Source organism: Chryseobacterium sp. (assembly GCF_019236175.1).
GTDB lineage: Bacteria > Bacteroidota > Bacteroidia > Flavobacteriales > Weeksellaceae > Chryseobacterium.
Map to the genome: position 1 here is coordinate 109,603 of NZ_JAFAJM010000013.1, position 26,557 is coordinate 136,159.

Consider the following 26,557-nt stretch of genomic DNA (forward strand, 5'->3'; position numbering starts at 1 on the left):
AAAAACAGAGAGCCTTTCTGCTCTCTGTGTATATTTATTTTTCAAGTTTTTCCTTGATGTATTTTGCGGTGTAAGATTTCTTGTTTTTTGTGAGATCTTCAGGGGTGCCGGCAAAAACGACTTCGCCGCCGTGTTTTCCTGCTTCAGGGCCGATATCAATGATATAATCTGCACATTTGATAATATCCGGCTGGTGTTCGATGACAATCACAGAATGCCCGAGATCAATTAATGCCTGAAGTGATTTCAGCAATTTCTGAATATCATGAAAATGAAGCCCGGTTGAAGGCTCATCAAAGATAAACAATGTTTTATCCGTAGTGACTCCTTTTACCAGGAATGAAGCCAGCTTTACACGCTGCGCTTCTCCGCCGGAAAGAGTAGAAGAGCTTTGTCCCAGCTGTAAATAACCTAATCCTACCTCCTGTAAAGGTCTTAGTTTAGTTACAATCTTTTCTTCATTGTTGTCTTTAAAGAACTCCAGTGCTTCATCTACAGTCATATGAAGAATATCCGAAATATTTTTTTCATCAAATTTTACTTCAAGAATTTCGTTTTTAAACCGGGTGCCTTTACAAACTTCACATTCAAGTTCGATATCTGCCATAAACTGCATGGAAACATTGATCACTCCTTCACCTTTACATTCATCACATCTTCCGCCGTCTACGTTAAAAGAGAAATGTTTGGGTTTATAACCCATCATTTTAGCTACTTTTTGTTTGGCAAACAAATCACGGATATCATCATATGCTTTCAGATAAGTTACCGGGTTTGAGCGGGAAGATTTACCAATCGGATTCTGGTCGATCAGTTCGATATTCTTAATCAGTTTTTTAGGAAACTCTACACTGTCATAGTCGCCTTTTTTGCCACCCATTCCTAGCTGAATCTGAATATCATTAGTCAGAATCTCTTTCATCAGGGTAGATTTCCCACTTCCTGAGACGCCTGAAATCACTACCAGACTTTCCAGAGGAACATCTACATCAATATTTTTAAGATTGTTCTGGCGTGCTCCTTTGATGTGAATCCATTCTTTTGCTTTTCTTCGCTTTGCAGGGACTTCAATTTCCAGCCTTCCGGTAAGGTATTTTGAAGTAAGGGTATCAGCGCTTTTAAGTTCTTTATAATCTCCTGCAAATACGAGTTCTCCTCCAAGATAGCCGGCTTCGGGGCCTATATCTATAATATAATCGGCAGCATGCATTACATCTTCGTCGTGTTCTACCACGATAACCGTATTTCCGAGATCACGAAGGTTTTTCAATACCTCAATCAGGTTTTCGGTATCCTTGGAATGAAGACCAATAGAAGGTTCATCCAGAATATAAATAGATCCTACCAGTGAACTTCCCAGGCTTGTTGCCAGATTAATTCTCTGGCTTTCTCCTCCGGAAAGGGTATTCGATGTTCTGTTTAATGTTAAATATCCTAATCCGACCTTTAACAAAAACTCAAGGCGGGTTGTGATTTCATATAAAAGTCTTTTGGCAACCTCCTGATCATGTTCAGATAATTTGAGGCTATTGATCATAGGGGCCAACTCATCCAGGGGAAGTTCAATCATCGACTGGATATTATGTCCGTCAATTTTTACCCAGCTTGTTTCCTCACGTAATCTTAATCCTTCACAGGTAGGGCAGAGCGTTTTTCCTCTGTAACGTGAAAGCATAACGCGGTATTGAATTTTGTATAAGTTTTCCTCAAGCATTTTGAAGAAATTGTTGATACAAGGGAAACTGCTCTTTCCGTCACCTTTCCAAAGGAAGTTTTTCTGTTCTTTTGTTAATTGGTGATAAGGTTTATGGATAGGGAAGTCTCCGGCTTTTTTGATGAAGTCTTTTTTCCATTCACTCATCGTTTCGCCTCTCCAGCAAACCACAGCATCTTCGTAGACTGATAACGTTTTATTCGGGACTACGAGATCTTCATCAATTCCGATGACTTTTCCATAACCTTCACAGGCCGGACAAGCTCCGTAAGGATTATTAAAACTGAAAAAATGAACATTAGGCTCAAGGAACTCTATGCCATCCAGTTCAAATTTATTGGAGAACTCCTTTATCTTTCCGGTATCTGTATTTTTGAGAGAACAGTAGCCACGGCCTTCATAAAAAGCCATCTGAATGGAATCTGCAAGTCTCTGAAGAAAACTTTCGTCTTCTTCATATGCAAAACGGTCAATCACAAGGTTAATAGTCATTCCCTTTTCAGGAAGGAATCCGAAACTTTCCAGATCTTCAATGCCCGCTAGATTTCCGTTGATTTCAAGTCTTGTAAACCCTGCTAGTTTCAAAACATTCAGGGTTTCTTTAAAATTATCAGCATCGTATTCCAATGGTGCAGTCAACAGGAAGGAAGTTTCTTTTTTGGATGCTTTAATAAAATCTACGACATCAGAAACCGAATCTTTTTTCACTTCTTCCCCTGAAACCGGAGAAAAAGTTTTTCCGATTCTTGCAAATAAAAGCTTCATATAATCATAGATCTCAGTAGATGTACCCACTGTAGAACGCGGATTGGAAGAAATTACTTTTTGCTGGATGGCAATGGAAGGGGCCAGTCCTTTGATATCATCAACCTTAGGCTTTTCCAGTTTACCTAAAAACTGACGGGCATAAGAACTTAGACTTTCGACATATCTCCTTTGTCCTTCAGCATAAATGGTGTCAAAAGCTAAAGAAGATTTACCGCTTCCTGAAACTCCCGTGATAACAATTAATTTATTTTTAGGGATCAGGACATCTATGTGTTTCAGATTATTAAGATGTGCATTCTTAACGAAAATCTGTTTTTTTATATCTATTTCTGCTGTATTAGCCATATTTTGTTTATTCATTAAAGTAACTGTACAGGATTTGATCTGCCAGTATAATGGTGTTTCACCGGGAATAGTCCCGGATGGTCATTAATTGAACTTCTTACACCTTTGAATCTCACCGATAAGCAGCATACGAATGAGAACGCTGCCTAAAATGTGGGTTGAAAAAGAAAGGTTTCAGCCGGAAAATTAAGACCCACAAAATTACGAATTTTTAGTGAAAATTATACGCTTATCCGATGAGCAGAAAAATAATATTATCCATAGCATATATTGATGTTTGTGTTCCTATAAGATGCTGAAAAAAAGAAGTATAAGTTTGTGTTTTGTGAAATTATTCTGGTTTTTTAATTGATTTTTACTGTATTTAAAGTGCTTTTCAGTCTTTTATTATTTTTTTTACGTATCTATTGCTTTATGTTTTAAAATTAGTTAAAATTGCATTCATAAATATGTAATATAGAAATGAGAAAATTATTCAGAGATCTAGTTACACATTTAATGAGAAAAAGATAAAAATTACTCCCTCAAATTACAAGATGCAGCTTCCCACGCTGCATCTTTTTTTATGACAAGTATCATTTGTCTGTCTTGGTGAACTCCCTTACTTTTGGAGATTGTTATTAAAAACTACGGATAAGATTATGATCAAAAAGATAGGAAGTGCTTTTTTTCTGGGATCTCTGCTTTGGATACAGGCACAGGAAAAGACAACAGATATTGAAAGCATCGAATTTCAGGGGAAATTCATCTCTACACCCTATAAAAGTGCCAATCAGAATATAAGTGTGATCACTAAAGAAGATATTGCTCATTCTCCGGCTAAAAGTATTGATGAAATTCTTCAGCAGGTTTCAGGAATGGATATCAGAAGAAGAGGGGCCAATGGGGTACAGAGTGATATTACTTTCAGAGGAAGCTCTTTTGAACAGGTATTGTTATTGCTGAACGGAATCAGGATGAATGATTCCCAGACCGGGCATAATAACATGAATATTCCCGTAGACCTATCCGATGTTGAAAAAATTGAAATCATTAAAGGGCCTGCAGCCAGACGTTTCGGGCAGAATGCATATGCCGGTGTGATCAATATCATTACTAAGGTAAACCCCGGAAAACGGGTGAAAATAAATGCAGAAGGAGGGGACTATGAAACCTATAGCCTCGGCTTCAATGCTCAACTGGGAAATGAAAAGTTCTCAAACTCCTTACAGGCCAATTCTTCTTCCTCTCAGGGGTATATGTATAATACGGATTACGAAATCAGGAATGTATTTTACCAGGGAAGGCTGGCTATTAAAAACGGAGACCTTAAACTTCAGGCCGGATTTTCAGAAAAAAAATTCGGGGCGAATGGATTTTACTCGTCCAAATCTGCTACTGAACAGTATGAAGAAACACAGGCTTCTATTGTAAGTTTAGCCCACCAGCAGACCTTTGGAAAATTAAAGCTTAATTCTAATGTATATTGGCGAAGAGGGCAGGATATGTATCTTTTTAACAGAAACAATCCGTCTATATATAGGAATATGCATATTGGTAATAATGTGGGGGGAGAAGTAAATTCAAGCTATCAGTGGGGGCTAGGAACTACCGGTATAGGGGTTGAATTGAGAAAAGAACTGCTGGTAAGTACCAATTTAGGAAACCCGAACCGTTTTGTTTCTCAGGTCTTTTTTGAACATCATTTTTCATTACTGGATAAGAAACTGAATATCAGTCCTGGAATTTCATGGGCTAATTATTCTAAAGAAGGGAATTTTTTCTATCCGGGGCTTGATGTCGGATATAATTTTACTCCTAATAGTAAAGTCTATGGAAATATTGCCAAAGTACACCGGGTACCTACTTTTACAGAACTGTATTATATAAGCCCGACAGAACACGGTAATACCAATTTACAGCCTGAAAATGCGGTTTCATCCGAAGTAGGGTATCAGTATCAAAATAATAAGATCCTGGCTAAAGTGAGTGGATTTATAAGAAACTCGGATAACTCTATTGATTGGGTAAAAAATAATATTAATGATAAAGTTTGGTATGCTCAAAATGTAGGAAAAATTAAAACAAAAGGAATAGAGTTGGAGTTTAACCAAAAATTAAATTACTGGTTAAAATATTCTGTGGGATATACCTATATCGACAGCAGTTATAAAGAGTCAGATAGTTTTGTCTCAAGGTATATTCTTGATAATCTTAAACATCAGGTTGTGGCAAAGCTGGAGACTAAATTCCTTACCCATTTTACCAATGAGCTCGTATACCGATACAATGAACGTGTCAATCTCGGGACTTATAATCTTCTGGATGAGAAGCTGAGTTTTGCTAAAAAAGACTTTTCCGTCTATGTTCTGATTAACAATATTACCAATACAAAATACACGGAAGCTTTTGGGGTGCAAATGCCACAAAGGTGGTTTCATGTCGGATTTTCTTACACTATTAATATTAAGTAGGTGTTAATGTAATATTAATTAAAGTTAATATTAACAAATTGTTAAAAAATATACATTTGCAAAAATTTTTTATGAAACGTTTTTTAGGCCTGAGTTTACTTATCAGTATGTCATTTTTTAAAGCACAGGAACATCTTTCCAGCTTCAATGCAGTGACTCTCACCTACAAGTTTCATCCTAAATTTTTCATCTACGGAGAGGGCCAGTTACGTGGCAACGAAGATTATACCTATCCTGATTATTATGAGATAAAAGGCGGGATTGGGTATAATCTTACCAAAAACCATAAACCATTCATCGGGCTGGGTCGTTATGTTAATTATAAAGATCACAGTCTTAGTAAAGAGGAGTTCAGAGTATGGCTTCAGGATGTAATCGATCTCAAAAAAGGGATCGTAAAGTTTGAGAACCGTTTTCGCGCTGAGAAAAGCTGGTTTTATGAGCCCGGATCAGACAAAACCTCACAAAGAATGCGTTACCGTTATCGTTTAAATGTGAGTGTGCCGCTAAACTCCAAGACTATCCAGAAAGGAACTGTATTTGCCAATGCTTATGATGAAGTTTTCTTTGTGTCTCCGATGAAGCCTACTTTTGCCAGGAACAGAGTATATGGCGGTTTCGGCTATCAGATCGACGACTACTTTGGAGTATTAACAGGGTATCTGTGGCAGCGTGAGTTTGATGCCGCAGGAAATAAAAATTTGCATTTTATTTATCTTGCTCTGAATATCAATATTGATGGGACTAATCATCATGTGAAGACTTACGACTTCCCGGGTGCAGATTAATACTTCTCAATCAGATAACGGTAAGCTTTCAGATATTTATTGAATCTCTTGATATCCTTGGGAGTAAGTTCTCTGTTGACTCTTCTAAGGTCCATATTGTCACGAAGATCATTCAGCTTTACAGCCACGGCTAAAGGAGATCTTTCCGTTCTTTTAATAAATTCATCATAATCTTCTTCAGGATCAAATTTTGTCAGGCAGCTTACTGCGAAAATAATGTATTCCGGAAATCCTTCGTTTCTCAGATAATCAAACCCGAACTCAGAAGCATGATCTTCCACCACATCATGTAATACCCCTACAATTTTTTCATCAAGTGTTTTGCCGTATTCCATAACACGCATCACATGAGCAATATAAGGTGCATGGTATTTGTCAGTTTGTCCTTTGTGTGCCTTATCGGCTATTTTTATAGCTTTATTCAGTAATTCTTCTTTTGTCATTTTTCTAAGAAAATAGACTACAAAAATAAAAAAATGACTTAAAATTTTAAGATATTTTTTGTGACAATTATGTGAAAATTTTTCTGTCTGAAGAGGCGACTCTCATTTATTTTATTATGCTGTTGTCATCAGTTCATGGCTGAGGTTCCGGATATTTTGTTTCTCCCACAACATCATTCAGGTCTACCTGATCCCAGGAGAAATTTTCGACATCCTTTATTTTCTTTCCGAGATATTCACTGTGACAGTAAAGTCCTTTTACGGGTTTATTTTGCAGGTATTCATCCGCAAGTAATGAAAATCTTCCAATAAGAGGATTAGACATTCCTGCATCGATGCATTCAAATCCTAATGCTTTAGAAAATAATGCTTTCAGTCCCATATCACTGTACTGGAAGAAATTCCATGGTCTTTCATGTGCAGAATATGAAAAATGAGTTTCTACAAATATGATTCCGCCTACCTTTAAAAGCTTTGCAATTTCTTCTGCTACAAGCCACGGCATAGCGAAGTGTTCAAAACAGGCAGCTGAATAGATAAGATCAAATTTTTCATCCTGGGCAAAATAGCTGGAGAGCTTATGAGCATCCCCTACAATATCTACATTACTTCCGGGATAATAGTCAAAACCTGTATATTCTGCTTGTTCGAAATTTTTTTTAGAATTATAAGAACCTGTCACCTCGCGGCTGCCAACTTCTAAAATTTTCATACCAGGTTTATTGCCAATTTCAATCAGATGATTGTACCAATTCTGATGACTGGCAATAGTAGAGAGGGGTACATCTTTGGATAAATATTGTCTGTCTAGCTCAACATTTGGAATAGGGGAAACTTTGGATCCTTTCAGGATCCTTTTTAAAATTTTTCTCATATTTTAAATAATTTTTTTTTCAACAATTTTGTGTGCATTTATATGAATATAATCCTGATTAAAATATTATGATATGTATTGTTAGAGTTTGATCAGCTGTTTTTACCTTTGATTGGGAACTACAGGGTGAATAACAGAAAGATTAACATACCTTTTTAAGATAGCCGGAAAAATATTAATGCAAAAATGGCTATCCTATTTTTTTATACAGAAATTATCATAAATATACATCATTTGCAGTTTCATCATTTTGAATTTTTGATAAAATTAATGAATAAATCACAACAAACAATAAGAATATTTGAAAAAAAATATATTTTTATTGAGACTAATTAATTTTTCCGGGAATTGCTTTCCTCTTCCACTGAAGCATTGGGAGCATTATGTTTTACCGATTCTATGCCGTTTTCCATGCCATTTTCAGATTCATACATCTGACTGGTTCCTATAATTTGTCCGTTTCCTGCTTTAAGGTTAAAATAACAACGGTCATCTTTTGCTTTATTTCTTTCAAATTTTGAATCTTCCTGTGCATTGGTTTTTACAGATCCGATTCCGTTTTCACAGGCGGATTTTGAACTGTATCCCTGGCTGGTTAAAATCACCTGCCCGTTTCCTGCTTTAAGGTTAAACTGAAAATCACCGTTTGTTCTTTTTGAAATAACGAATTTTCCCATACTAATAGTTTTTAAAATTTGTTTGGTTGTGAGTGTTCCGGAAAGTACCTGCTTTTATTCCAATAGTAAAAAAGAGAGATGCATCATGGAATTATGGTGCTGTAATATTTTAATGTGTTTTTAATTTTAACTTAAAAATAATATTTTTTTTCAATATAAATCAAAAAAAGAGGCTGTCTTTTAAGACAGCCTCCTGTAAATCAAATGTATGTTATTAAGACTAATAAGCTCCTTTTTCAATATAATGAGCCGCTACTTTTTCAGTTAAAGCGACTACATTCGGATTGTTGGTATACTTGGTGAATCTTCTTAATCCTGAAAGCATCATTCTCTGCTCATCTCCTTCAGCGAAAGAAATAATACCTTCTTTTGCAGCAACGATGATTTTTTCTACTGCCTTATAAAGGTTCAATTGAGCCATTGCAGCCTCTACAGATTCAGGAGAGAAATGTTTCTCAGCTCTTAATACTGCAGATTCTGCCATATAGATCTGGTTAAGGATTTCAGAAGCGTTCAGCAACAGGTGTTGTTGTTTTTCGATATCCATCATGTATTTCTGAAGTGCAGCTCCGGAAACCATTAAGAATACTTTTTTAAGGTTAGCAATAATTGCTTTTTCCTCGCTCATGAATTCTGAATAATCAGGAACTTCAAACGAAGGAATGCCCATTAGCTCTTTGCTGATCGCCATTGCGGGAGATAAAAGGTCTAATTCACCTTTCATTGCTCTCTTAATAAGCATTCCAACCGCTAATAATCTGTTGATTTCATTGGTTCCTTCATAGATTCTTGAAATTCTTGAGTCTCTCCATGCAGATTCCATTGGAGTATCTTCAGAGAATCCCATACCTCCATATACCTGAATTCCTTCATCGGCAGTATGCTGAGCAAGATCAGAAACAAATACTTTAAGAATCGAACATTCTACTGCGAATTCTTCAACACCTTTAAGCTCTGCCGCCTGATGATCCATTCCTCCCGCAACCAGTTCATCAATTTTATCCTGAATATTTTTTGCCGCCCTGTAAGAACCGGCTTCACTTACGAATACTCCGGTTGCCATTTCAGCAATCTTTTTTCTGATGGCTCCGAAAGTAGAGATGGAAACTCCAAACTGCTTTCTTTCGTTAGCATACTGGATAGAATGGTTTAAAATTCTTCTTTGTGCGTCTAAACAGGCTGCTGCTAATTTGATACGGCCTACGTTCAACGCATTTAAAGCAATTTTAAAACCATTATTTCTTTCTCCTAAAAGGTTTTCTACAGGAATCTTCATATCGTTGAAAAATACCTGACGTGTAGAAGAAGCACGGATTCCTAATTTATGTTCCTCTTCACCAAAAGTTAAACTTGCAGGGTTTTCAAGTTCAGAACGGTTGATCACGAAACCGGTGATGTTTTTATCATCATCAATTTTAGCGAATAATGTGAATGTATCTGCAAATCCTGCATTGGAGATCCACATTTTCTGACCATTGATGATATAATGTTTTCCGTCTTCGGAAAGTTTAGCTTTTGTTTTTCCTGAATTGGCATCAGAACCCGCATCCGGTTCAGTTAAACAATAAGCTCCGAACTTTGTACCTGTTGCAAGATCCGGAAGATATTTTTTCTTTTGCTCTTCTGTTCCGTAAAGAACGATAGGAAGAGTACCGATACCGGTATGGGCACCATAAGCAGTTGCTAATGATCCTGTAGTTCCTGAAAGGTAGTCACATGCAAGCATAGTAGTCACAAAGCCCATTCCAAGACCTCCGTATTCTTCAGGAACAGCGATTCCCAACATTCCCATTTCACCAAGTTTACGCATAGTTTCTTCTGTAAATGCATAATCTTTCTTTTCAAAACGTTCTTTCTGAGGAACAACTTCTCTGTCAATAAATTCTTTTGCAGAGTCACGAAGCATTTTCTGTTCTTCGTTCAGTTCCTCAAGACTGAAAATTTCATTTGCAGGAATTTCCTTGATTAGGAATTCGCCACCTTTAACTATATTGTTCATTTATTATTATTTTATGATTTTAAATTTTAGATTTTAAATTAGATTTTGTCGTTATAAATTTTCAGACGAAGTTTTAATGATTTCAGTCAAGATATTAATGATGCTTTCAATCTCTTTCAAATAAGAATCAATTTCGATTTGAACTAAATTTGGAGATTGATAAAGCCTTAACCAATATCTTGTTTCTCTTGCTTCTTTGTTTGCAATTGACAGTTTTGAAATAAAATCTTTCTTTAATTGCGCTGCAATTGCCTCTTCTACATTTGCACCAATTGAAGTTCCACAACGAAGAATTTGTTTAGATAAAATAAATTCATTTTGAGTTTTACATTGAATTTAAAATTTAATAATTTTTAATGAAAAATCGAATGTTTTTATTTGAATTAAATTATCTTCCTTGAAATTATTCATCTAAAATTTATAATTTAAAATCTATAATTAATTAAAGCAGTTCAAAAATAGAGGCTGCTCCCTGTCCTGTTCCTACGCACATAGAAACCATTCCGTACTTGTTGCCGCGTCTTCTCATTTCGTCAAGAAGCTGAACTGTTAATTTTGTTCCGGTACATCCAAGCGGGTGTCCCAGTGCAATAGCTCCTCCGTTTACATTTAATATATCCGGATTTAATCCTAATTCTTTTTTTATGGCAACGGATTGAGAAGCAAAAGCTTCGTTAAGCTCGATCAGCTCAATATCTTTTAATTCCAGTCCTGCCTGTTTAAGAGCTTTAGGAATAGCATAGATAGGTCCCATTCCCATAATTCTCGGTTCAAGACCGGCAGCGGCATAAGCTACTAATCTTGCTTCAGGCTCAAGTCCTAACTCTTTCACCATTTCTTCACTCATTACCATCACGAAAGCCGCTCCGTCACTCATTTGTGAAGAGTTTCCGGCAGTTACACTTCCGCCGTTGGCAAATACAGGTCTTAATTTGGCTAAACCGGCTAAAGAAGTATCAGCTCTTGGTCCTTCATCTACAGAGAAATCAAACTTTTTAGTCTGCATTTTCTGATTTTCATCCAGAAAATTATATTCTACGGGAATCGGAACGATCTGGTTGGCAAACTTTCCTTCCTGATTCGCTTTCAAAGCTTTCATGTGGGACTCAAAAGCAAACTGATCCTGTTCTTCTCTTGTAATATGATATTGTTTGGCTACTTCTTCTGCAGTATAACCCATTCCCCAGTAATAATCTGGGTTTGTTTTTGCGATATCTGTTTCCGGAACGGGTTTGTAACCTCCCATCGGAATATAAGACATTGATTCTGTACCTCCCGCGATGATGCAGTCTGCCATTCCTGCCTGAATTTTTGCTGAAGCAATAGCAATCGCCTCACTTCCGGATGCACAGTATCTGTTTACCGTTACTCCGGGTACTTTATCGGTATTTAATCCCATCAGAGAGATCAGACGGGCTACGTTAAGCCCTTGTTCAGCTTCCGGCATTGCATTCCCTACGATAAGGTCATCAATTCTGTTTTTATCTAATTGAGGAAGCTCTGCCATTAATTTTTCAATAACGGTAGCTGCCATAACGTCGGGACGAGTAAAGCGTAAGGAACCCTTAGGTGCTTTTCCTACCGCTGATCTGAATCCTTTTACAATGTATGCTGTTTTCATTTTTTGTTTAATTAAATTATTTTTGAAAAATTTTTGCCTCGTAGAGGTAAACTGTTCATAGATATTTGCTTATATAGTCTTTGCAGAGCTCCGTAGGAGCGACCTGTTAATCTTCAATCCATTCAAATAAATATTTTGAATCATATTCTATTTCAAATGTTGACATAAAATCCAGATATTCTTCTTTAAAAGTTTTCTTTTTATGATGTTCTTCCTGATTTAAAATATATTTTACCATCGAATCAACACTACTTTTAGAATAAGAAAAAGCTCCATAACCTTGCTGCCAATTGAATTTTCCATTTATCCATCCTTTTTCATTGATGAATTTTGAAGAACCCGCTTTGATATCCCTTGCTAAATCTGAAATTGAAACTGTCGGATTTATGCTTACAAGAATATGAACGTGGTCAGGCATTGCAAAAACTGCGAATAATTTTTGATTTCTATTGGAAACAATACCTGTAATAAATTGATGTAATTCTTCTCTGTTTTCTTTTGAAATCAGGTTTTGTCTTCCTTTAACAGCAAAAACAATTTGAATATAAATTTGTGTGTAGGTATTGGCCATAAAAATTAACAGGTCGCCTCTACGAGACTTGCCGATTTTTTAAATTATTCATAGCTATTAACAGGTCGCTCCTACGGAGCTTCCTGTTAGTTTCTCAACGGTTTACCATTCTGTAACATATACTGGATTCTTTCCAGAGTTTTTCTTTCTCCGCAAAGGGATAAGAAAGTTTCTCTTTCAAGATTCAATAAATATTGTTCTGTAACGACTGTCGGTTCAGATAAATTTCCACCTACCATTACGTTGGCTAATTTGTCTGCAATTTTCTTGTCGTGTGCAGAGATATAATTTCCGGTAAGCATCTGGTCGGTTCCTACGTAGAACATTCCTAAAGCGTCTTTACCTAAAACTTTTACCTTTTGTTCGATAGGTTGGGTATATCCTTGCTCTGCTAATAGCTTGGCAATTTTTTTAGCTTCGGCAATCTGTCTGTTTTTACTTACAGAAACGATGTCTTTTCCTTTTTCAAGGATTCCCATATCATAAGCTTCATAGGCGGAAGTCGCTACTTTACCCATGGCGATATTCATAAATGCATCACGAAGTCTGTTGTTTTTAACATCATCGTTATGGAATTCTCTGGATGTTCTAAGAGTAAGTTCTTTAGTACCACCACCACCGGGAATAACCCCCACACCGGTTTCTACCAGTCCGATGTAAGTTTCTGCTGCGGCTACCACCCGGTCTGCATGCATAGTCATTTCACATCCGCCTCCTAAAGTCATTCCGTGAGGAGCAACAACGACAGGAATAGAGGAGTAGCGTACTCTCATCATGGTTTTCTGGAAGTAAGCAATGGCCATATTTAAATCATCCCAGTCTTGTTCGATCGCCATCATAAGGATCATGGCAAGGTTGGCTCCTACTGAGAAGTTAGCGCCTTGATTTCCAACGACAAGTCCGTCGTATTCTTTTTCAGCTAAATCAATAGCTCTGTTTAAACCGTCAAGAACTTCGCCTCCTAGAGAGTTCATTTTTGAGCGGATCTCGAAGTTGATGATTCCGTCTCCCAGATCTTCAATAGCCGCTCCGGAATTGCTCCAGATGGTTTTGTTTTTTCTGATATTATCTAAGATGATGAAAGCGTCCTGACCAGGAATATTACTGTAGTTTCCTGAGTTTTTGTCATAATAGATGCTTTGTCCTTCATCATTTACCTTATAGAATGTTTCTCCTTTTTCAGCTAAAGCTTTTACCCAGTCGGAAACTTCGTATCCTGCATCTTTAGCAAGTTCGATACCTTTTGCCACACCTATGGCATCCCAGATTTCAAATGGTCCGTTTTCCCATCCGAAACCGGCTCTCATAGCATCATCAATTTTATATACTTCATCAGAAATTTCAGGAACCTTGTGAGATACATAAGCGAATAATGCACCGAAAGATTTTCTGTAAAGTTCTCCGGCTTTATCTTTACCACCTATCAGTACTTTGAATCTGTCGATAGGTTTATCAATCGCTTTGGTAAGCTCAAGGGTAGGGAATGAAGATTTTCCCTGAAGTTCATATTCTAGAGTATCAAGGTTTAATCCGTGGATTTCAGATTTACCTTCTGCATTTTTCACTTTTTTATAGAATCCCTGCTCTGTTTTTGAACCCAGCCATTTATTATCCATCATTTTCTGGATATAATCAGGAAGGGCGAAAACGTCATTAAAGTCGTTCGCTTCGGCTCCGCTTTGACGGACACCGTTGGCTACCATTACTAAAGTATCAAGACCTACTACGTCAGCTGTTCTGAAAGTAGCGGATTTTGGACGCCCGATAACAGGACCTGTCAGTTTATCGACATCAGAAACGGTAAGTCCTAATTTCTGCACATTGTGAAGAAGATCCATCATGGAGAATACTCCGATTCTGTTGGCGATGAAAGCAGGTGTATCTTTTGCTAAAACGGTAGTTTTACCTAAAAATTTAGCACCATAACTCATGTAGAAATCAATGATTTCAGGATCTGTATCATGGGTAGGGATAATTTCTAAAAGAGGAAGGTACCTTACCGGGTTAAAGAAGTGAGTTCCTGCGAAATATTTTTTAAAATCCTCGCTTCGTCCTTCAGTAAGTAAGTGAATCGGAATTCCGGATGTATTAGAAGAAATTAGAGTTCCCGGTTTTCTGAATTGTTCAATCTTTTCATATACCGATTTCTTGATGTCAAGTCTTTCCACTACTACTTCAATGATCCAGTCTGTATTTTTGATTTTCTGTAAATCGTCATCGAAGTTTCCTACTTTGATTCTATCTGCAAACTTTGGAGAGTAAAGAAGTGCAGGACTTGCTTTTTTAAGTTTTTCAAAGTTTTCAGCAGCAATTCTGTTTCTTACTGCTTTATCATCTTTGGTCAAACCTTTTTTCTGCTCAGCTTCAGTCAGTTCAAAAGGTACGATATCTAAAAGTGACACTTCAACTCCGATATTGGCGAAGTGAGCTGCGATACCGCTTCCCATAATTCCTGAACCAAGAACCGTTACATGTTTGATTCTTCTTTTCATATGTAAATTTTTATTATTGAATAAGGTCGTATGTAAGCATACGGTTACATTATAATTTATTTTCTGTTGTTTAACAGCTCGTTGGCTATTTTCATGATTTCGGTCATCACATCTTTAAAAGCTTCCATCTTTTCCGGGGCAATTTTTTCCATTACCTTTTTATTGAAATTGACTACAACTTCTTTTGACATATTTCTGGAGTTGAGTCCTTTATCTGTAAGTTTAATGATCACCTCTCTTTTATCGGTGGTGGTCTTTTCTTTATAGATGTATCCGTTATCTTCCAGAAGTTTGATGATCCTTGTAAGTGAAGTAGGTTCTATGGCCATTTTAGGTCCCAGATTGGTACTTCTTGTTCCTTCTTTGGGATCAATTTTAAGAAGGGTGAGTGCTTGTACTGCTGTAGAATCATGTTCCTGAGCCAGTTCTGTGTACATTTTTGAAACAGCCAACCAGGTCTGTTTTAAAATTAAATCTACGTTTTCTATTTTTTCCTTATTATGATCCATCATTTTTGCGCTAATGGTTTTACCCAAATTTAGTAAATATTATGCATGCATAATATTTATTAACGTTAAATTTTGTTAATAGCCTGATTGTAAATCGGTTAAATTGTATGATTAGCATAATACTATGCATGCATAGTATGTGAAATAAATAACAAAATTGCAGTATTAGTGACAGTTTTCAATGAAATTAACAATTTCCTCGAAAGATTCACATTGTTGTTGGGTATTATCTTTAGTAATTACCCAAAACTTGTTCTGAAACTCAAAATGAAGGGAAGAAAGGTCTTTTTGGAAATTTTTTTGAAGCAAAGAATACAGCATTTCCTTATAAACCTGGGGGGCGGAGATATGAGGCGCTATAAAATTCTCGCTCATTTGAAATAATGAAACATGGGTAAGCTCCTCATGCCGGAGTAATATATCTTCTACAATTCCTGAATAAAGCCGGCTGTTTTTGACATACCATATTTTGTCTGCAAATTCTTTAGCCAGTCTCCAGTCATGGGATGAGAACAGGATCAGTTTATTTTGTTCGCGGGCTAATTTCCTGAGGGTTTTAAGAATGATAATTTTATTTTTTTCATCCAGGTGGGTGGTAGGCTCGTCCAGGATGATGACCGGAGAGTTCTGGGTGATCGCTCTTCCGATAAATGCTTTTTGCAGATTACCGTCGGAAAGGTTTTTTAAAAGGGTGTGTTTGTACTGATTTAAATCCAGCTCATCAATAATGGAAGATACTTCTTTACGGTCTTCTTCTTTTAATTCAAAATAAAACGGGTAGTAGATGTATTTTCCCAGTGAGATAAGGTCCTCAACCGTATAATGTTGCGGAACCGGAGATTTTGAAAAAACGACGGCAATACGCTCTGCAATCTCTTTGACTGAAAGATTTTTTACATTTTTATTGTCGATTAGGATCTCACCATTCCGAAGGGGAATCTGATGAAGAATAGATTTAATTAAAGTTGTTTTTCCTACGCCATTATTACCAATCAAAAGACACACATCCCCCAGCTTTAATGCAGCGGTAGCGTTGGATATTAAAGTGGTATTGTAACCGATACCGGCTTGCCTGATCTGTAGGTGCATGTTTGAATGAGTTATAGATGCGTAATGTCTTACAAAAATAATGTTTTATAATGCAATGAGATTGACAAAATGAAATTTTTTACCATTATTGAAAATTTCGGTTTGAAAATTAAGTAATACACCTGGCTTATGGTTTGTCATATATTACGTAAGGTTTTAGGAAAGCAAAAAAATCAAAAAATTTCAGCAATTCGTATAATAAGATATTGGAATCAGAGGATGTTCAATTTTATCAGAGATAAAATTTTGCGTCTTAAATACTTCATATTATTTTTTATGCCCTTGCATTTATTCCATATCTATTATACTTTATTCTGTTTCATCAGCATCATCAGAATTACGGGGATACCAAAAACAGAGCTTATGACATTCAGCGGGATTTGTGTTTTTTCTGCGATAACGGAGAAAAACAGCATGATCAGCATTCCTAAAAACATATTCAGGATCCATTGCTGCCATAATTTAGACGGATTGTAGATGAGTCTGCAGAAATGCGGAACAATGATTCCTATAAACAGGATAGGACCTAAAAATGCTGTAATTGATGCCGACAGAAGGGAAGAGGCGACAATAATCAGTAATTTCAGATGTTTTAAATTGACCCCTAAGCTTTGTGCATAAGAAGTACCTAAAGAATTTCCAATCAGCGGCTTTATGGTTTTAAAACAAAAAAATAATCCGGTTACAACCAATATGGATAGAACATAAATCTGGTTTCTGCTGACCATATTATTGGCTCCGAAAGACCATAAAATATAATTTTTCAGACTCTGATTTTCCGCATAGAACTGAAGCAGTGAAACAATAGCACCGGCAAATGCAGACACCAGAAACCCGAAAATAATAAGATAAGATTTGTCCTGAAATTTATTGGACATCGACAGTAATATAAGCATCAGTATCAGGCTTCCCCCAATAGCCGATAAGCTAAGAAAGCTGTTCTGAAGAAATTCAGGGAGCGGAATATCCTGAGAAAAAAAAATATAAAATGCTACGGATAAACTGGCTACTGAGGTTATTCCCAGTATATCAGGACCGGCCAGAGGATTCTGAAAGTATTCCTGCATCAGGAAACCGGAAGTCGGAATAGAAATTCCGGCCAGGAACATGACCAACACACGGTTGATGCGAATTTCAGCAATCTGGTTATGGGCAGAATCCTGAAAAAAATCCTGGAAATCTAAACTTAAAAATCCTGTGTTCAGATTAATGACAGCACCTATTATGATAGCTACCATCAATAATAAACACAGGATCTTAAACCTTTTTGACATTATTCAGAAAGTGTTTCTGTATATTTTATTTTAGGAAAGCATCAATTTTTGAATTCAAAACATCTTCCGTCATCATTCCTAAATATTCATCTGTTTTATCTCCTTTTCTCATAAAAGTAAAAGGAATAGAACCTCCGTCCCATTGTTTGAAATTACCGGAGAAGAAACTAGGATCTAATTTTTGGCCATCCAGAAGAATAACATTCGCGCCCAGATTATTCTCTGTAACAAATTTTTTCACAGGACCATCCCAATCCGCCTTCTCATCAAGATTCACGAAAGTAAATTTTACCGGTTTTCCTTTTAGTTCCTGCATCTTATTTTTAAAGCTTGGGATCTCTCTCATACAAGGGCCACACCATGTCGCAAAAAAATTAGTGACATAAAGGGTGTCATTTTTTTGAGCCAGATGTTTTCCTACATTTTCAGGGGAAACTTCTTTCGGGGTGTAGGTAGCGGTTTCAGTACTTGGGTTTTGTGCCGTTGATAGTGAATCGGTAGCGGTAGTACTGTCTGTTTTCTGACCTTCTTTTTTACAGCTGTAAAGAGCAGCAAGTAAAAGGGTGGATAAAATTATCTTCTTCATAAATTATTTTTTATCTATTTTTGAATTGAAGTATGGAACAACAAATCTATAAAGGGAAACTCATACAGTTTCATCTGTTAAAAATAACGAAAAAGGAAGAACTGACCAAAAATACTTTTTCTCTGGAGTTTGAAATTCCTGAGAATTTAAAGGATAATTTCAGTTTTGAAGCAGGCCAGTTTGTAAGTGTTAAATTTCAATCTCATGGTAAAGAAGTTATTAATGACTATTCAATGACTTCTGCTCCATATGAGGAAAAAATATGTTTGGGAATTAAAGTGAATGGCTCTGAAGGAGCTACTTCACAATTGTTTCAGAACTATAACACTGGAGATAACATATGGGTGAGTGAACCGGCAGGTAGATTTACTCTGGTTTCCAAACCCCATGAATTCAGAACCATTGTTGCCTTTGCGGCCGGTATTGGAATTACTCCTATTCTGAGCCATTTTAAAAATATTCTGCATACAGAACCAAGAACAAGATTATTTTTATTTTTTGGTAATAAGAGTTCGGAAGAACTGATTTTCAGGGATCAGCTGGATGATCTTGCCAGAACCTGCGGAGACAGGCTTCAGATTTTCTATTTCTTTTCCCAGGAAAAAACGGCAGACCAGTTTTTTTACGGCAGACTGGATGAAAAAAAGCTGAATCTGATTATTAATCAAATCCTGCATCTGGACGATACGGATGAGGAATCTACCATTTGGGATGCTGTAGATGAAGTTCTGATTTGCGGAAAGGGCGAAATGATCAAAACTTTAGCAAATGCCTGCTATCATCACGGGATTCCTAAAAAAAATATTCATTTTGAACTTTTTGAAGAATATAATGATGATATTTATCCGATAGAAAAGGAGTTTCCTCTGATTGAAAATATCGAAGTGGAATTTACGATGTTAGGAAAAAAATATACGACCATTCTTCCTGACAATAAAGACCGGGTACTTCAACAGCTTCTGAGCCAGAAGTTTCCAGTTCCTTATTCATGTAAATCCGGAATTTGTGGAAGTTGTGAATGCTCCCTAGACGAGGGAGAAGTGGAACTTCTTGAAAATGAATACTTAACCGAAAAAGAGGAATCGTTAGGGCATATCTTAGCTTGCATGTCTATTGTGAAAAGTAAAAAAATAAAGCTTAACTTTGATCTTAGTTGAGAATTTTTAAAAACATATTTGGATTAGGAGTCATATCAGTAGAACTTGGAATTCTGTTGATATGTTTTTGTAATGTCTGGGTTTTTGGGCTTACTAACGGCCGTACTTATACAAAAATATCCAAAATTCCGCCAAGGGAAGTTGCTCTGGTTCTTGGAACTTCACCCAAAATGAGATCAGGGCTTTCCAATCCATATTTTACCAAAAGAATGGATGCTGCTGCGCTTCTTTATCATCATGGAAAAATCAAAAAGATTATTGTGAGTGGTGAAAAAAGTAAAGGTTATAATGAGCCTGCTGCCATGAAAAATTATCTGGTCAATCAGGAAGGGGTGCCGGGGGATATTATTATTGAAGACCCGAAAGGATTTAATACCTATAAAAGTATATTACGTTGTAAAGACGTTTACAAAAAGAAAAATGTGATTATTGTATCACAGGGGTATCACAATCTCCGTGCGTTGTTTTTTGCGAGGAATAATGATATGAATGCTTTAGGTTTTGATGCGCAGGATGTGACAAAACCAGAGAGTTTTTACAGAAATCAGGCGAGAGAAATTCTCGCCCGTGTGATTGCTGTGGTTTATTTTATTCTGGGCGTCTCTCCGGATTAGAAAGGATATCCGAATGCGATATTAAGGGTAGGTTTAAAAGGCTGGATGTTCTTGAATCTCCATCGGTCTCCCTCCGGTTTGTTAGGATCATAAATCTTATAAGCAAGGTCTATTCTTGCTGTAATATAGGCAATATTAATTCTTAATCCGAATCCGCTACCGATACCCACCTGTCCCAGGAATTTATTAAATTTAAACTCATCTCCGTAGCCGTCATTATAATTACGAAGGCTCCAGGTGTTACCGATATCTGTAAACAGGGCCCCCTCGTACATATTGTTGAACGGAATCCTGTATTCAATATTCGTAGTAAGCTTTACATTATCTGTCATATAGGTACGTACTCTTTCATCTACCTGTGAATCTGCAGGACCTAATCCTCCGAAGGCAACCCAAGCTCTGATATCATTGGATCCCCCGTTAAAATAAGATTTGATGATCGGCATATCCTTGGAATTTCCGTACGGAATACCCACTCCTACAAACTGGCGTAAAACCAAAGTCTGATTCCCGTTAAATTTGAAATATTTCCTGACGTCGATATCAAACTTTACAAACTGGGCATAAGGAATTCCAAAGATGGTTTTCTGAGGTGCGGAGACAACTCCGCCATCATTGTCTTTTTTGTTGAATAAACTTAAGATATTTCCTGCAAGTTCAACTTTACCGTTGAAGTAAAATGCATTAGGGTAGTCTTTTTTACCAATTTCATTATACACAAAATTATAGATCATGGAAGAGATCAAAACATCCTGAGTCTGTCTGTCTTTATTGACCAGTGTTCCTCTGAAGGCTGTCAGAAGGTCAGTTCCCTGCTGATCAAGGGATGCCTGATAAGCCTGATTATCAAGGATTTTTTTTGAAACATCATCGATGCTCAGTTGCCCTGCTTGAAACTGTTGTCCGGTTTGTGCTGTTTCAGGGCTGAACCCAAAGTAGTTGTTAAAGATGTCTTCCCTGATTTTTTCGTCATTAGGGAAATAAGAGTAATAAGCATCTTTGTTTCTTGTCAAACTGATCTGTGTATTAAACAGGGTCAGTTTATGATATACCTGATCATTGATATTTGCCTGGTAATTCAGTCCCGTATTAAAGTTTATTCTTCCGAGACCGATATTGTTCTGTATAGAGGTTCCCAGTAAAATGGAGGAAGTAGGCGTGTATCGTTTAGGAATAAATTTATAATAATTAAAAGGAAGCAGTAATCTCGGGAAGTTAAGGGAAGCCTGAGCAGATATTTCATAGGCTGTGCTTCTCTTGTTGATATCCTCTGTACTTCTGATAGAACCAAATGTTCCGGAAATACTTGTAGAAAGGTTTTCCGCTCCTCTGAAGACGTTTCTTGTGGTAAGGTCAATAGAAGGAGAGATCCCCAGATTGAGAATCTGAGAATAATTAATATCGGTTCCTACTTTAAGATCGTATTTAGGAAGTGGTTTTAATACATACAAAACATCAACGATACTGTCGTTGGGAGAGGTAATTCCTCCCTGTCTTAAAGAGTCTCTTGCCTTAACAATGCTGAAATTGTTCATAGCCATAAAGTTTCTTTTTGTGACATCCAGTTTCTTCTGATCATACATTTGTTTACTGTCTACGATTACAGCTCTCCATAAAGATGAAATTTTATATTTGTTATTCATCGTATGGAATCTTACTCTTCTTAAACTGTCTTTAACTGTTTTTTTAGGGTAATCACTAGGTTCATCTACGATAGCAACATCTATATTTCCAAAAGTGGCCACTTTATAAGGGCTGTCTAAAGAGTCTTTATGAACTTCCAGCGTAAGGGGTATCTGCTTTTTGCTCTTTAAGGAGTCTGCTACGAAATAAACCTCATCATTGGAACTATTGAATCTGTAATATCCGAAATCTTTCATCAGATCTGTGATTCGGGTCACTTCTTTTTCAAGAACAGTCTGATCAAGAACCTGCCCGGCTCTTACAAGTGATTTATCCTTTAAATGAGAATAGATACTTTTTATCCCCTGATCCGGAATATTGTAATAATAATCTTTGATATAAGTAGGGTCATTATGTTTAATGAGGTAATTGACTGCTGCTTTTTTAGAAGCGGAATCCAGATTTTGCTTAAAATTCACATTCGCATCCCAAAAACCTCTGTAAATAAGTCTTTTCTTAATAGATTCGGCACTCTTTTCACTCCTTGTCTGATCCAGTATTACCGGTGGAGTTCCCCAGCTATGCAAAACACGATCAAGAAATAAACTCTTTCCCACACTGCTTTTCATATTATATTTAATGAAGAGGGAATCCCTGAGTTTTTGATTTCTCATTTCACGGGGATAGGTCATGTATTCATTAAGGATGGTATCGTACTTTGGATTGGCCATATTATAAAACGCCAACGTCAAAGGCATAAAAAGAAGTTGCTTTTTATTAGGCTTTTGCTGAACATAATCTTTAAGTTCTTCATCAAAAGATTCTCTCTTGTCTTCGAACTCAAAGTTGTTCTTAGTCAGGAGGTATTCCCCATTTGGAACTTTTTTTGTCGTACTACAAGCATAAAGGAGACCAACAAATGTTGCAAATGAGATAATTTTATAATATTTTTGAGGAGAATTCTTATAATGCTTACAGCTCATACAATAAAAATTTTACAGTCTTTAGATAAAAAGAAGTTCAGACAAAAATACAATTTGTTTTTGGTTGAAGGTAATAAAATCATTTGTGAACTTTCTAATTCTAATATTAAAGTTAAAGAAATATATTCAACCGATCCGCAAAAATTGGACCGTACGGATGTACCCGTTATCCATATCTCTGAAAATGAGTTAAAAAAAATTAGTTTTCTGAAAACCCCAAAAGATTCTGTTGCAGTATGCTATCTTGCTCCAGTGGAAATAGCGGAGGATAAGAATATTCAGCTTGTTTTGGATGGGATTCAGGATCCGGGAAATCTGGGAACAATTATTCGCTTGGCAGACTGGTTTGGAATAGAACAGATTATCTGTAGTGAAGATACGGTAGATTTCTATAATCCGAAAGTGATCCAGGCTACAATGGGGTCATTTACCCGGGTCAATATAGTGTATACGGATCTTGTTGAATACCTTTCAAATACGGATAATATAAATATCGGTACCGATATGGATGGCGAGAATATTTATACTTTTGAAAAGCCGGCAAAAATAAATCTGATTTTAGGAAATGAAGGAAATGGAATGAGGTCGGAAACAGAAAAACAACTTCAGAAAAGTATCAGTATCCCAAGATTCGGGAAATCTCAATCTACGGAGAGTCTGAATGTTTCTATGGCGGCAGGAATAATTTTGGGACAATTGTTTTCCAAATAGATATCAGACATCAGATTTCAGAGCTATTGATCATCCGACTAATATATCTGAAATCTGATATCCGGTGTTATCTGACCTTTATATAAGCTGTTCCAGGCTGGACACACTTTTGTTTTTCTGATATACCTCCATTTTTTTTCTGACATATTTTAAAGCAATAGGAGCGAGGTATACTAAAGCAGCTCCGATGAGTTTTTTCTTCCAGTTGGAACTCTTCATGTTCTTTTTAGCATAGTTTCCAACAAGTGCGGTAACTCCCAGTTTAATCAGACCATCTGTAATATTTCCTTTAAAGGCTGTATTAGCTAGTCCTACAGCTGTATTTTTACTGATAAGAAGGTCTTTTACTTCTGAAGTAAGCTGTCTGGCGATCACGTCTTTTCTCAGAACCACTTTTTCATCTCCGTCTTCATCTACTTTTTCCTGAAGATACTGATCGGATAGACCATTGGTAAAAGCGCTTAAACTTTCTTTGGTGTTTTTGAAGGTGAGAAGATTTTCAAGATCGCCTATTTCAGCCTGAAGCAGTTTTTTCTTTCTTCTTAATTCTTCTATGCTTTCGTATTTTCTGCCCATAGCTTAATGATTTAAAAATTTAATAACCTGATCTGCAACAGTATTGACAATTTTATTTTTGAAGGCAATGACAAAAGCCATTACCAGAGCATAAAATGCGGCAACAATTAAGAATCCGTAGGAATAATTATCCAATGCTTTGCCAATGAGAAATGCAATTCCAAAATTAAAAAGGATAATAAAAAAAGCAAAAGCAACAAGCAGTACTACAAAGTATGTAATGAGCCCGGCAGAAAGAGAAGACTTTTCTGTAGCTTCAATTTTCAGAAGATCTATTCTCTTTGAGGCATATTCTTTAATAGTTTCTATCATTGTTTTTTTTTAAAGTTACAAAAAAAGGAACTTTCGCACAAAAGTTCCTTTCTGTAATTTACTTAAAAAAGATAAATTACTTATTTTTTTAGATCGTTAAGTTCTGCTTCTACATCTTTTACAACATCTGCTGTTTTAGAAACAATCTGATCTTTATACTTATCATATCCGTCTTTCATAGTATGTGCTACGTTGTTAGCGGTTTCTTTGAAAGTAGAAGAAATATTACTGTATTGATCTTTTACTTTTTCAGAAACCTCTCCATATCTGTTTTTAGCCTGATCTTTTAAATCGTTTGCTTTAGTCTTTATCTTCTTTCTTGTTTCTTTTCCTTCTTCCGGCGCATAAAGCATTCCTAATATCACACCTGCTGCAGCACCTGCAAGAAGTCCCGCTAATATACCTGCTGTATTGTTTCCTTTTTTAGACATTTTAAGTTTTTTAATAGTTAGTAATAGATTAGTTTTTTATAGTAATAAAACTTACAATTTGTATACCAAAGGAGGCTGTGAGCCTATTAAAAATTGTTAAATCTTTTGGATGTATGATAGAATAAGTTCTATCGTTTCTTCTTTGGTTAAATTAGAGTTATCAATAACGATAGCGTCGTCAGCCTGCTTTAATGGCGCTATTTCTCTCTCACTATCGATTTTGTCTCTTTCTATCAGATTTTGTCTTACCTGATCTTTATCGGCTTCAATTCCCATTCCTTTTAGCTCAAGGAATCTTCTTTTGGTTCTCTCGTCAATGCTGGCAGTCAGAAAGAATTTATAGTCAGCATTTGGCAGAACTACTGTCCCTATGTCACGTCCGTCCATCATTACGCCTCCTTTTTCTGCCAGAGAGCGTTGTGATTGCAGCAAAAAGTCACGTATTTCTTTTTGCTTGGCTACAAGACTTACATTGTCTGAGACTTTTTGAGTACGGATTTCTTTAGAGATATCCGTATTGTTCAGGAAAAGAACAAGTGTTCCGTCATTATTTTTAAACTCAAGGTCAATCTGGTCTAAAGAAGAGAATAGTTTATTCAGGTCAATCTGGCCGTTTTCATCTGTACAATATTGCAATGCATACCAGGTAACACCTCTGTAAAGAGCACCGGTATCCATATGAATAAGTCCTAATTTATCAGCAATGACTTTGGAGATAGAACTTTTTCCGGTAGACGAGTACCCATCGATCGCTATTACAGGTTTTTTCATACTGCAAATTTCAAGATTTTTTCTTAAAAATCAAGAGAAGCCGGAAAATTTCTTATTTATTTTACTCTCCTCTGTGGCTGGAAAGGTCCACTGAAATCCCTATTTGATTGACGTTCGAGGAGTTATGGTATCTTACATGGGCATAATCAATACGGAATCTTGAAACTTTAACGCCAAATCCCGCCGAAAGGCCTGAAAAGTTTCTCTGATCTGTTACAGCAAGTTCATTTCCTCTTCTTACATTATACCCTAATCTTATATTGAAGTTTTTTTCAGGGAATAATTCTGCACCTAAAGAGAAGTGATCAGCAATTTTTCTTCCTGCATTTACTTTTTGTCCGTCGAGATTGTATTCGGAAGAAATATTATATTGTTGTAAATCATGGGCTGTGACTGTAATGGAAAGCGGAAAGTTTTTTAATGTTTTTGTATATCCTAGATCTATTCTGAACGGGAGATTTTCCTTCACTCCATTAAATGACTGTAGCTGAAACCCAAAGTTTCTCAGTACAAGGGAAAGTACTTCTTTATTCTTTTTATTATGATAGGTAATTCCTGCTGTTCCTGATAGGGCAGAAGATGTATAGTTATCAATTTTTGAAGTAATGAAATTGATTCCTCCGCCAATAGTCCAGTCCTCTTCAAACTGGTAGGCATAACCTCCTCCGACAGCAACGTCTGAAGCCTTGAATTCTCCATTTTCAAAGCCGGCTTCATCTGTTCTCGGAATACTTCCGTAACTCATATATCTTGCATTGATGGTTACCATATGGCCATTATCCAAATCTTTGGCATATGCTATGGTACCATATTTTGAATCGGCAAGATATGCAGTAACATTCACAGAAAGCTGCTTATCAGAATCTTTGTTTAACAGGGCCGGGTTTGCAATAGCAAAGGAAACATCATGATCTCTGATGGAAATTGCATCGCCGCCAAGGGCAGCTTGTCTTGCGGATACAGGTATATTTAAAAACGGATAAACATTTGTTCCTGTTTGCGCATAAGAAACAATTCCTGATAGAAATAATGAAAAAATGATAATTTTCTTCAATTCAATTTATAATTAATGCAAAAATAATCCTTTTTCGTACTTTTCAAAATATTTCTGATATTATTTCTAATTAAATATTTTTCTTTTACCAATATTTTTAATGATTATATTTGCAAAATCAA

Annotated in this window: 24 protein-coding genes; 5 read left to right on the forward strand and 19 right to left on the reverse strand. The window is 36.3% G+C overall.

Annotated elements, in window-relative coordinates; translation table 11 throughout:
• Positions 1-34: 34 nt before the first annotated feature.
• On the reverse strand, positions 35-2,827 hold the full coding sequence (uvrA, locus tag JO178_RS10585) for an excinuclease ABC subunit UvrA (protein ID WP_291935163.1): 2,793 nt from the start codon (positions 2,825-2,827) through the stop codon (positions 35-37).
• 641 nt (positions 2,828-3,468) lie between these two features.
• Between uvrA and JO178_RS10590 the strand changes: the two genes are divergently transcribed.
• Together JO178_RS10590 and JO178_RS10595 are read left to right on the forward strand one after the other, a co-directional pair.
• Positions 3,469-5,280 (forward strand): TonB-dependent receptor, encoded by a 1,812-nt coding sequence (locus tag JO178_RS10590; RefSeq protein ID WP_291935165.1) that lies wholly within the window; start codon positions 3,469-3,471, stop codon positions 5,278-5,280.
• 71 nt (positions 5,281-5,351) lie between these two features.
• Positions 5,352-6,068, forward strand: a complete 717-nt coding sequence (locus tag JO178_RS10595) for a DUF2490 domain-containing protein (protein WP_291935167.1) — start codon at positions 5,352-5,354, stop codon at positions 6,066-6,068.
• On the opposite strand, the gene JO178_RS10600 is transcribed toward JO178_RS10595, so the two are convergent.
• From JO178_RS10600 to JO178_RS10655, 12 genes are all read right to left on the reverse strand, one after another.
• A complete protein-coding gene (locus tag JO178_RS10600) occupies positions 6,065-6,511 on the reverse strand; it encodes a phosphohydrolase (protein WP_291935169.1) in 447 nt (148 codons plus the stop codon). The genes JO178_RS10595 and JO178_RS10600 overlap by 4 nt on opposite strands.
• Before the next feature lie 133 nt (positions 6,512-6,644).
• Entirely contained in the window at positions 6,645-7,385 is a 741-nt protein-coding gene (locus tag JO178_RS10605) for a methyltransferase domain-containing protein (protein WP_291935171.1), read from the reverse strand.
• 332 nt (positions 7,386-7,717) lie between these two features.
• The gene (locus JO178_RS10610; protein WP_291935173.1) at positions 7,718-8,062 is read right to left on the reverse strand and encodes a YegP family protein; all 345 of its coding nucleotides are present in this window, start codon (positions 8,060-8,062) and stop codon (positions 7,718-7,720) included.
• A 220-nt stretch (positions 8,063-8,282) separates the two neighbouring features.
• Entirely contained in the window at positions 8,283-10,061 is a 1,779-nt protein-coding gene (locus JO178_RS10615; RefSeq protein ID WP_291935175.1) for an acyl-CoA dehydrogenase family protein, read from the reverse strand.
• A 51-nt stretch (positions 10,062-10,112) separates the two neighbouring features.
• Positions 10,113-10,397 (reverse strand): four helix bundle protein, encoded by a 285-nt coding sequence (locus JO178_RS10620; RefSeq protein ID WP_291935350.1) that lies wholly within the window; start codon positions 10,395-10,397, stop codon positions 10,113-10,115.
• Positions 10,398-10,503: 106 nt separating this feature from the next.
• Positions 10,504-11,682 carry an acetyl-CoA C-acyltransferase gene (locus JO178_RS10625; protein WP_291935177.1) on the reverse strand — a complete coding sequence of 393 codons (1,179 nt, stop codon included), beginning with the start codon at positions 11,680-11,682 and terminating at the stop codon, positions 10,504-10,506.
• A gap of 106 nt (positions 11,683-11,788) precedes the next feature.
• Entirely contained in the window at positions 11,789-12,253 is a 465-nt protein-coding gene (gene tnpA / locus JO178_RS10630) for an IS200/IS605 family transposase (RefSeq protein ID WP_291935178.1), read from the reverse strand.
• An 86-nt stretch (positions 12,254-12,339) separates the two neighbouring features.
• Positions 12,340-14,745, reverse strand: coding sequence for a 3-hydroxyacyl-CoA dehydrogenase/enoyl-CoA hydratase family protein (locus tag JO178_RS10635; RefSeq protein WP_291935180.1), 2,406 nt, complete (start codon positions 14,743-14,745; stop codon positions 12,340-12,342).
• A gap of 56 nt (positions 14,746-14,801) precedes the next feature.
• Positions 14,802-15,254 carry a MarR family transcriptional regulator gene (locus tag JO178_RS10640; RefSeq protein WP_047099142.1) on the reverse strand — a complete coding sequence of 151 codons (453 nt, stop codon included), beginning with the start codon at positions 15,252-15,254 and terminating at the stop codon, positions 14,802-14,804.
• A gap of 165 nt (positions 15,255-15,419) precedes the next feature.
• Positions 15,420-16,343: an ABC transporter ATP-binding protein gene (locus tag JO178_RS10645; protein ID WP_291935182.1), complete on the reverse strand. Its 924-nt coding sequence runs from the start codon at positions 16,341-16,343 to the stop codon at positions 15,420-15,422.
• Between the two features lie 302 nt (positions 16,344-16,645).
• Positions 16,646-17,617 (reverse strand): iron ABC transporter permease, encoded by a 972-nt coding sequence (locus JO178_RS10650; protein WP_291935183.1) that lies wholly within the window; start codon positions 17,615-17,617, stop codon positions 16,646-16,648.
• Positions 17,618-17,642: 25 nt separating this feature from the next.
• Positions 17,643-18,203, reverse strand: a complete 561-nt coding sequence (locus JO178_RS10655; RefSeq protein WP_291935185.1) for a TlpA disulfide reductase family protein — start codon at positions 18,201-18,203, stop codon at positions 17,643-17,645.
• 32 nt (positions 18,204-18,235) lie between these two features.
• Between JO178_RS10655 and JO178_RS10660 the strand changes: the two genes are divergently transcribed.
• Together JO178_RS10660 and JO178_RS10665 are read left to right on the forward strand one after the other, a co-directional pair.
• Positions 18,236-19,360 carry a ferredoxin--NADP reductase gene (locus JO178_RS10660; RefSeq protein WP_291935187.1) on the forward strand — a complete coding sequence of 375 codons (1,125 nt, stop codon included), beginning with the start codon at positions 18,236-18,238 and terminating at the stop codon, positions 19,358-19,360.
• Complete coding sequence (locus JO178_RS10665) at positions 19,357-19,974, forward strand: ElyC/SanA/YdcF family protein (RefSeq protein WP_291935189.1); 618 nt, start codon at positions 19,357-19,359, stop codon at positions 19,972-19,974. The genes JO178_RS10660 and JO178_RS10665 overlap by 4 nt, the downstream gene beginning before the upstream one ends.
• Here JO178_RS10665 and JO178_RS10670 read toward each other — a convergent pair.
• On the reverse strand, positions 19,971-22,580 hold the full coding sequence (locus JO178_RS10670; protein ID WP_291935191.1) for a BamA/TamA family outer membrane protein: 2,610 nt from the start codon (positions 22,578-22,580) through the stop codon (positions 19,971-19,973). The genes JO178_RS10665 and JO178_RS10670 overlap by 4 nt on opposite strands.
• On the opposite strand from JO178_RS10670, the gene JO178_RS10675 reads away from it, so the two are divergent.
• Positions 22,566-23,291, forward strand: a complete 726-nt coding sequence (locus JO178_RS10675; RefSeq protein WP_291935193.1) for an RNA methyltransferase — start codon at positions 22,566-22,568, stop codon at positions 23,289-23,291. The genes JO178_RS10670 and JO178_RS10675 overlap by 15 nt on opposite strands.
• A 78-nt stretch (positions 23,292-23,369) precedes the next feature.
• Here JO178_RS10675 and JO178_RS10680 read toward each other — a convergent pair whose 3' ends face one another.
• The 5 genes from JO178_RS10680 to porQ all read right to left on the reverse strand — a co-directional run bounded on the left by JO178_RS10680 (position 23,370) and on the right by porQ (position 26,435).
• Positions 23,370-23,867, reverse strand: a complete 498-nt coding sequence (locus JO178_RS10680) for a phosphoribosyl-ATP pyrophosphatase (RefSeq protein ID WP_291935195.1) — start codon at positions 23,865-23,867, stop codon at positions 23,370-23,372.
• A 3-nt stretch (positions 23,868-23,870) separates the two neighbouring features.
• Positions 23,871-24,179: a phage holin family protein gene (locus JO178_RS10685; RefSeq protein WP_047496002.1), complete on the reverse strand. Its 309-nt coding sequence runs from the start codon at positions 24,177-24,179 to the stop codon at positions 23,871-23,873.
• A gap of 80 nt (positions 24,180-24,259) precedes the next feature.
• Complete coding sequence (locus JO178_RS10690; RefSeq protein ID WP_291935201.1) at positions 24,260-24,610, reverse strand: YtxH domain-containing protein; 351 nt, start codon at positions 24,608-24,610, stop codon at positions 24,260-24,262.
• A 96-nt stretch (positions 24,611-24,706) separates the two neighbouring features.
• A complete protein-coding gene (gene cmk, locus JO178_RS10695; RefSeq protein ID WP_291935203.1) occupies positions 24,707-25,381 on the reverse strand; it encodes a (d)CMP kinase in 675 nt (224 codons plus the stop codon).
• Between the two features lie 61 nt (positions 25,382-25,442).
• Positions 25,443-26,435 carry a type IX secretion system protein PorQ gene (porQ, locus tag JO178_RS10700; RefSeq protein WP_291935205.1) on the reverse strand — a complete coding sequence of 331 codons (993 nt, stop codon included), beginning with the start codon at positions 26,433-26,435 and terminating at the stop codon, positions 25,443-25,445.
• Between the last annotated feature and the right edge of the window lie 122 nt (positions 26,436-26,557).

Excerpts from the sequence above, each read along its gene's own strand:
- JO178_RS10645 (WP_291935182.1), bottom strand. The coding sequence starts at position 16,343 with ATGCACCTACAGATCAGGCAAGCCGGTATCGGTTACAATACCACTTTA.
- JO178_RS10600 (WP_291935169.1), bottom strand. The coding sequence starts at position 6,511 with ATGACAAAAGAAGAATTACTGAATAAAGCTATAAAAATAGCCGATAAG.
- JO178_RS10625 (WP_291935177.1), bottom strand. The coding sequence starts at position 11,682 with ATGAAAACAGCATACATTGTAAAAGGATTCAGATCAGCGGTAGGAAAA.
- JO178_RS10610 (WP_291935173.1), bottom strand. The coding sequence starts at position 8,062 with ATGGGAAAATTCGTTATTTCAAAAAGAACAAACGGTGATTTTCAGTTT.
- JO178_RS10675 (WP_291935193.1), top strand. The coding sequence starts at position 22,566 with ATGCTTACAGCTCATACAATAAAAATTTTACAGTCTTTAGATAAAAAG.
- JO178_RS10595 (WP_291935167.1), top strand. The coding sequence starts at position 5,352 with ATGAAACGTTTTTTAGGCCTGAGTTTACTTATCAGTATGTCATTTTTT.
- uvrA (WP_291935163.1), bottom strand. The coding sequence starts at position 2,827 with ATGGCTAATACAGCAGAAATAGATATAAAAAAACAGATTTTCGTTAAG.
- JO178_RS10615 (WP_291935175.1), bottom strand. The coding sequence starts at position 10,061 with ATGAACAATATAGTTAAAGGTGGCGAATTCCTAATCAAGGAAATTCCT.
- JO178_RS10690 (WP_291935201.1), bottom strand. The coding sequence starts at position 24,610 with ATGTCTAAAAAAGGAAACAATACAGCAGGTATATTAGCGGGACTTCTT.
- JO178_RS10605 (WP_291935171.1), bottom strand. The coding sequence starts at position 7,385 with ATGAGAAAAATTTTAAAAAGGATCCTGAAAGGATCCAAAGTTTCCCCT.
- JO178_RS10660 (WP_291935187.1), top strand. The coding sequence starts at position 18,236 with ATGGAACAACAAATCTATAAAGGGAAACTCATACAGTTTCATCTGTTA.
- JO178_RS10640 (WP_047099142.1), bottom strand. The coding sequence starts at position 15,254 with ATGGATCATAATAAGGAAAAAATAGAAAACGTAGATTTAATTTTAAAA.
- tnpA (WP_291935178.1), bottom strand. The coding sequence starts at position 12,253 with ATGGCCAATACCTACACACAAATTTATATTCAAATTGTTTTTGCTGTT.
- JO178_RS10650 (WP_291935183.1), bottom strand. The coding sequence starts at position 17,617 with ATGTCAAAAAGGTTTAAGATCCTGTGTTTATTATTGATGGTAGCTATC.
- JO178_RS10680 (WP_291935195.1), bottom strand. The coding sequence starts at position 23,867 with ATGGGCAGAAAATACGAAAGCATAGAAGAATTAAGAAGAAAGAAAAAA.
- JO178_RS10590 (WP_291935165.1), top strand. The coding sequence starts at position 3,469 with ATGATCAAAAAGATAGGAAGTGCTTTTTTTCTGGGATCTCTGCTTTGG.
- cmk (WP_291935203.1), bottom strand. The coding sequence starts at position 25,381 with ATGAAAAAACCTGTAATAGCGATCGATGGGTACTCGTCTACCGGAAAA.
- JO178_RS10655 (WP_291935185.1), bottom strand. The coding sequence starts at position 18,203 with ATGAAGAAGATAATTTTATCCACCCTTTTACTTGCTGCTCTTTACAGC.
- JO178_RS10670 (WP_291935191.1), bottom strand. The coding sequence starts at position 22,580 with ATGAGCTGTAAGCATTATAAGAATTCTCCTCAAAAATATTATAAAATT.
- JO178_RS10635 (WP_291935180.1), bottom strand. The coding sequence starts at position 14,745 with ATGAAAAGAAGAATCAAACATGTAACGGTTCTTGGTTCAGGAATTATG.
- JO178_RS10685 (WP_047496002.1), bottom strand. The coding sequence starts at position 24,179 with ATGATAGAAACTATTAAAGAATATGCCTCAAAGAGAATAGATCTTCTG.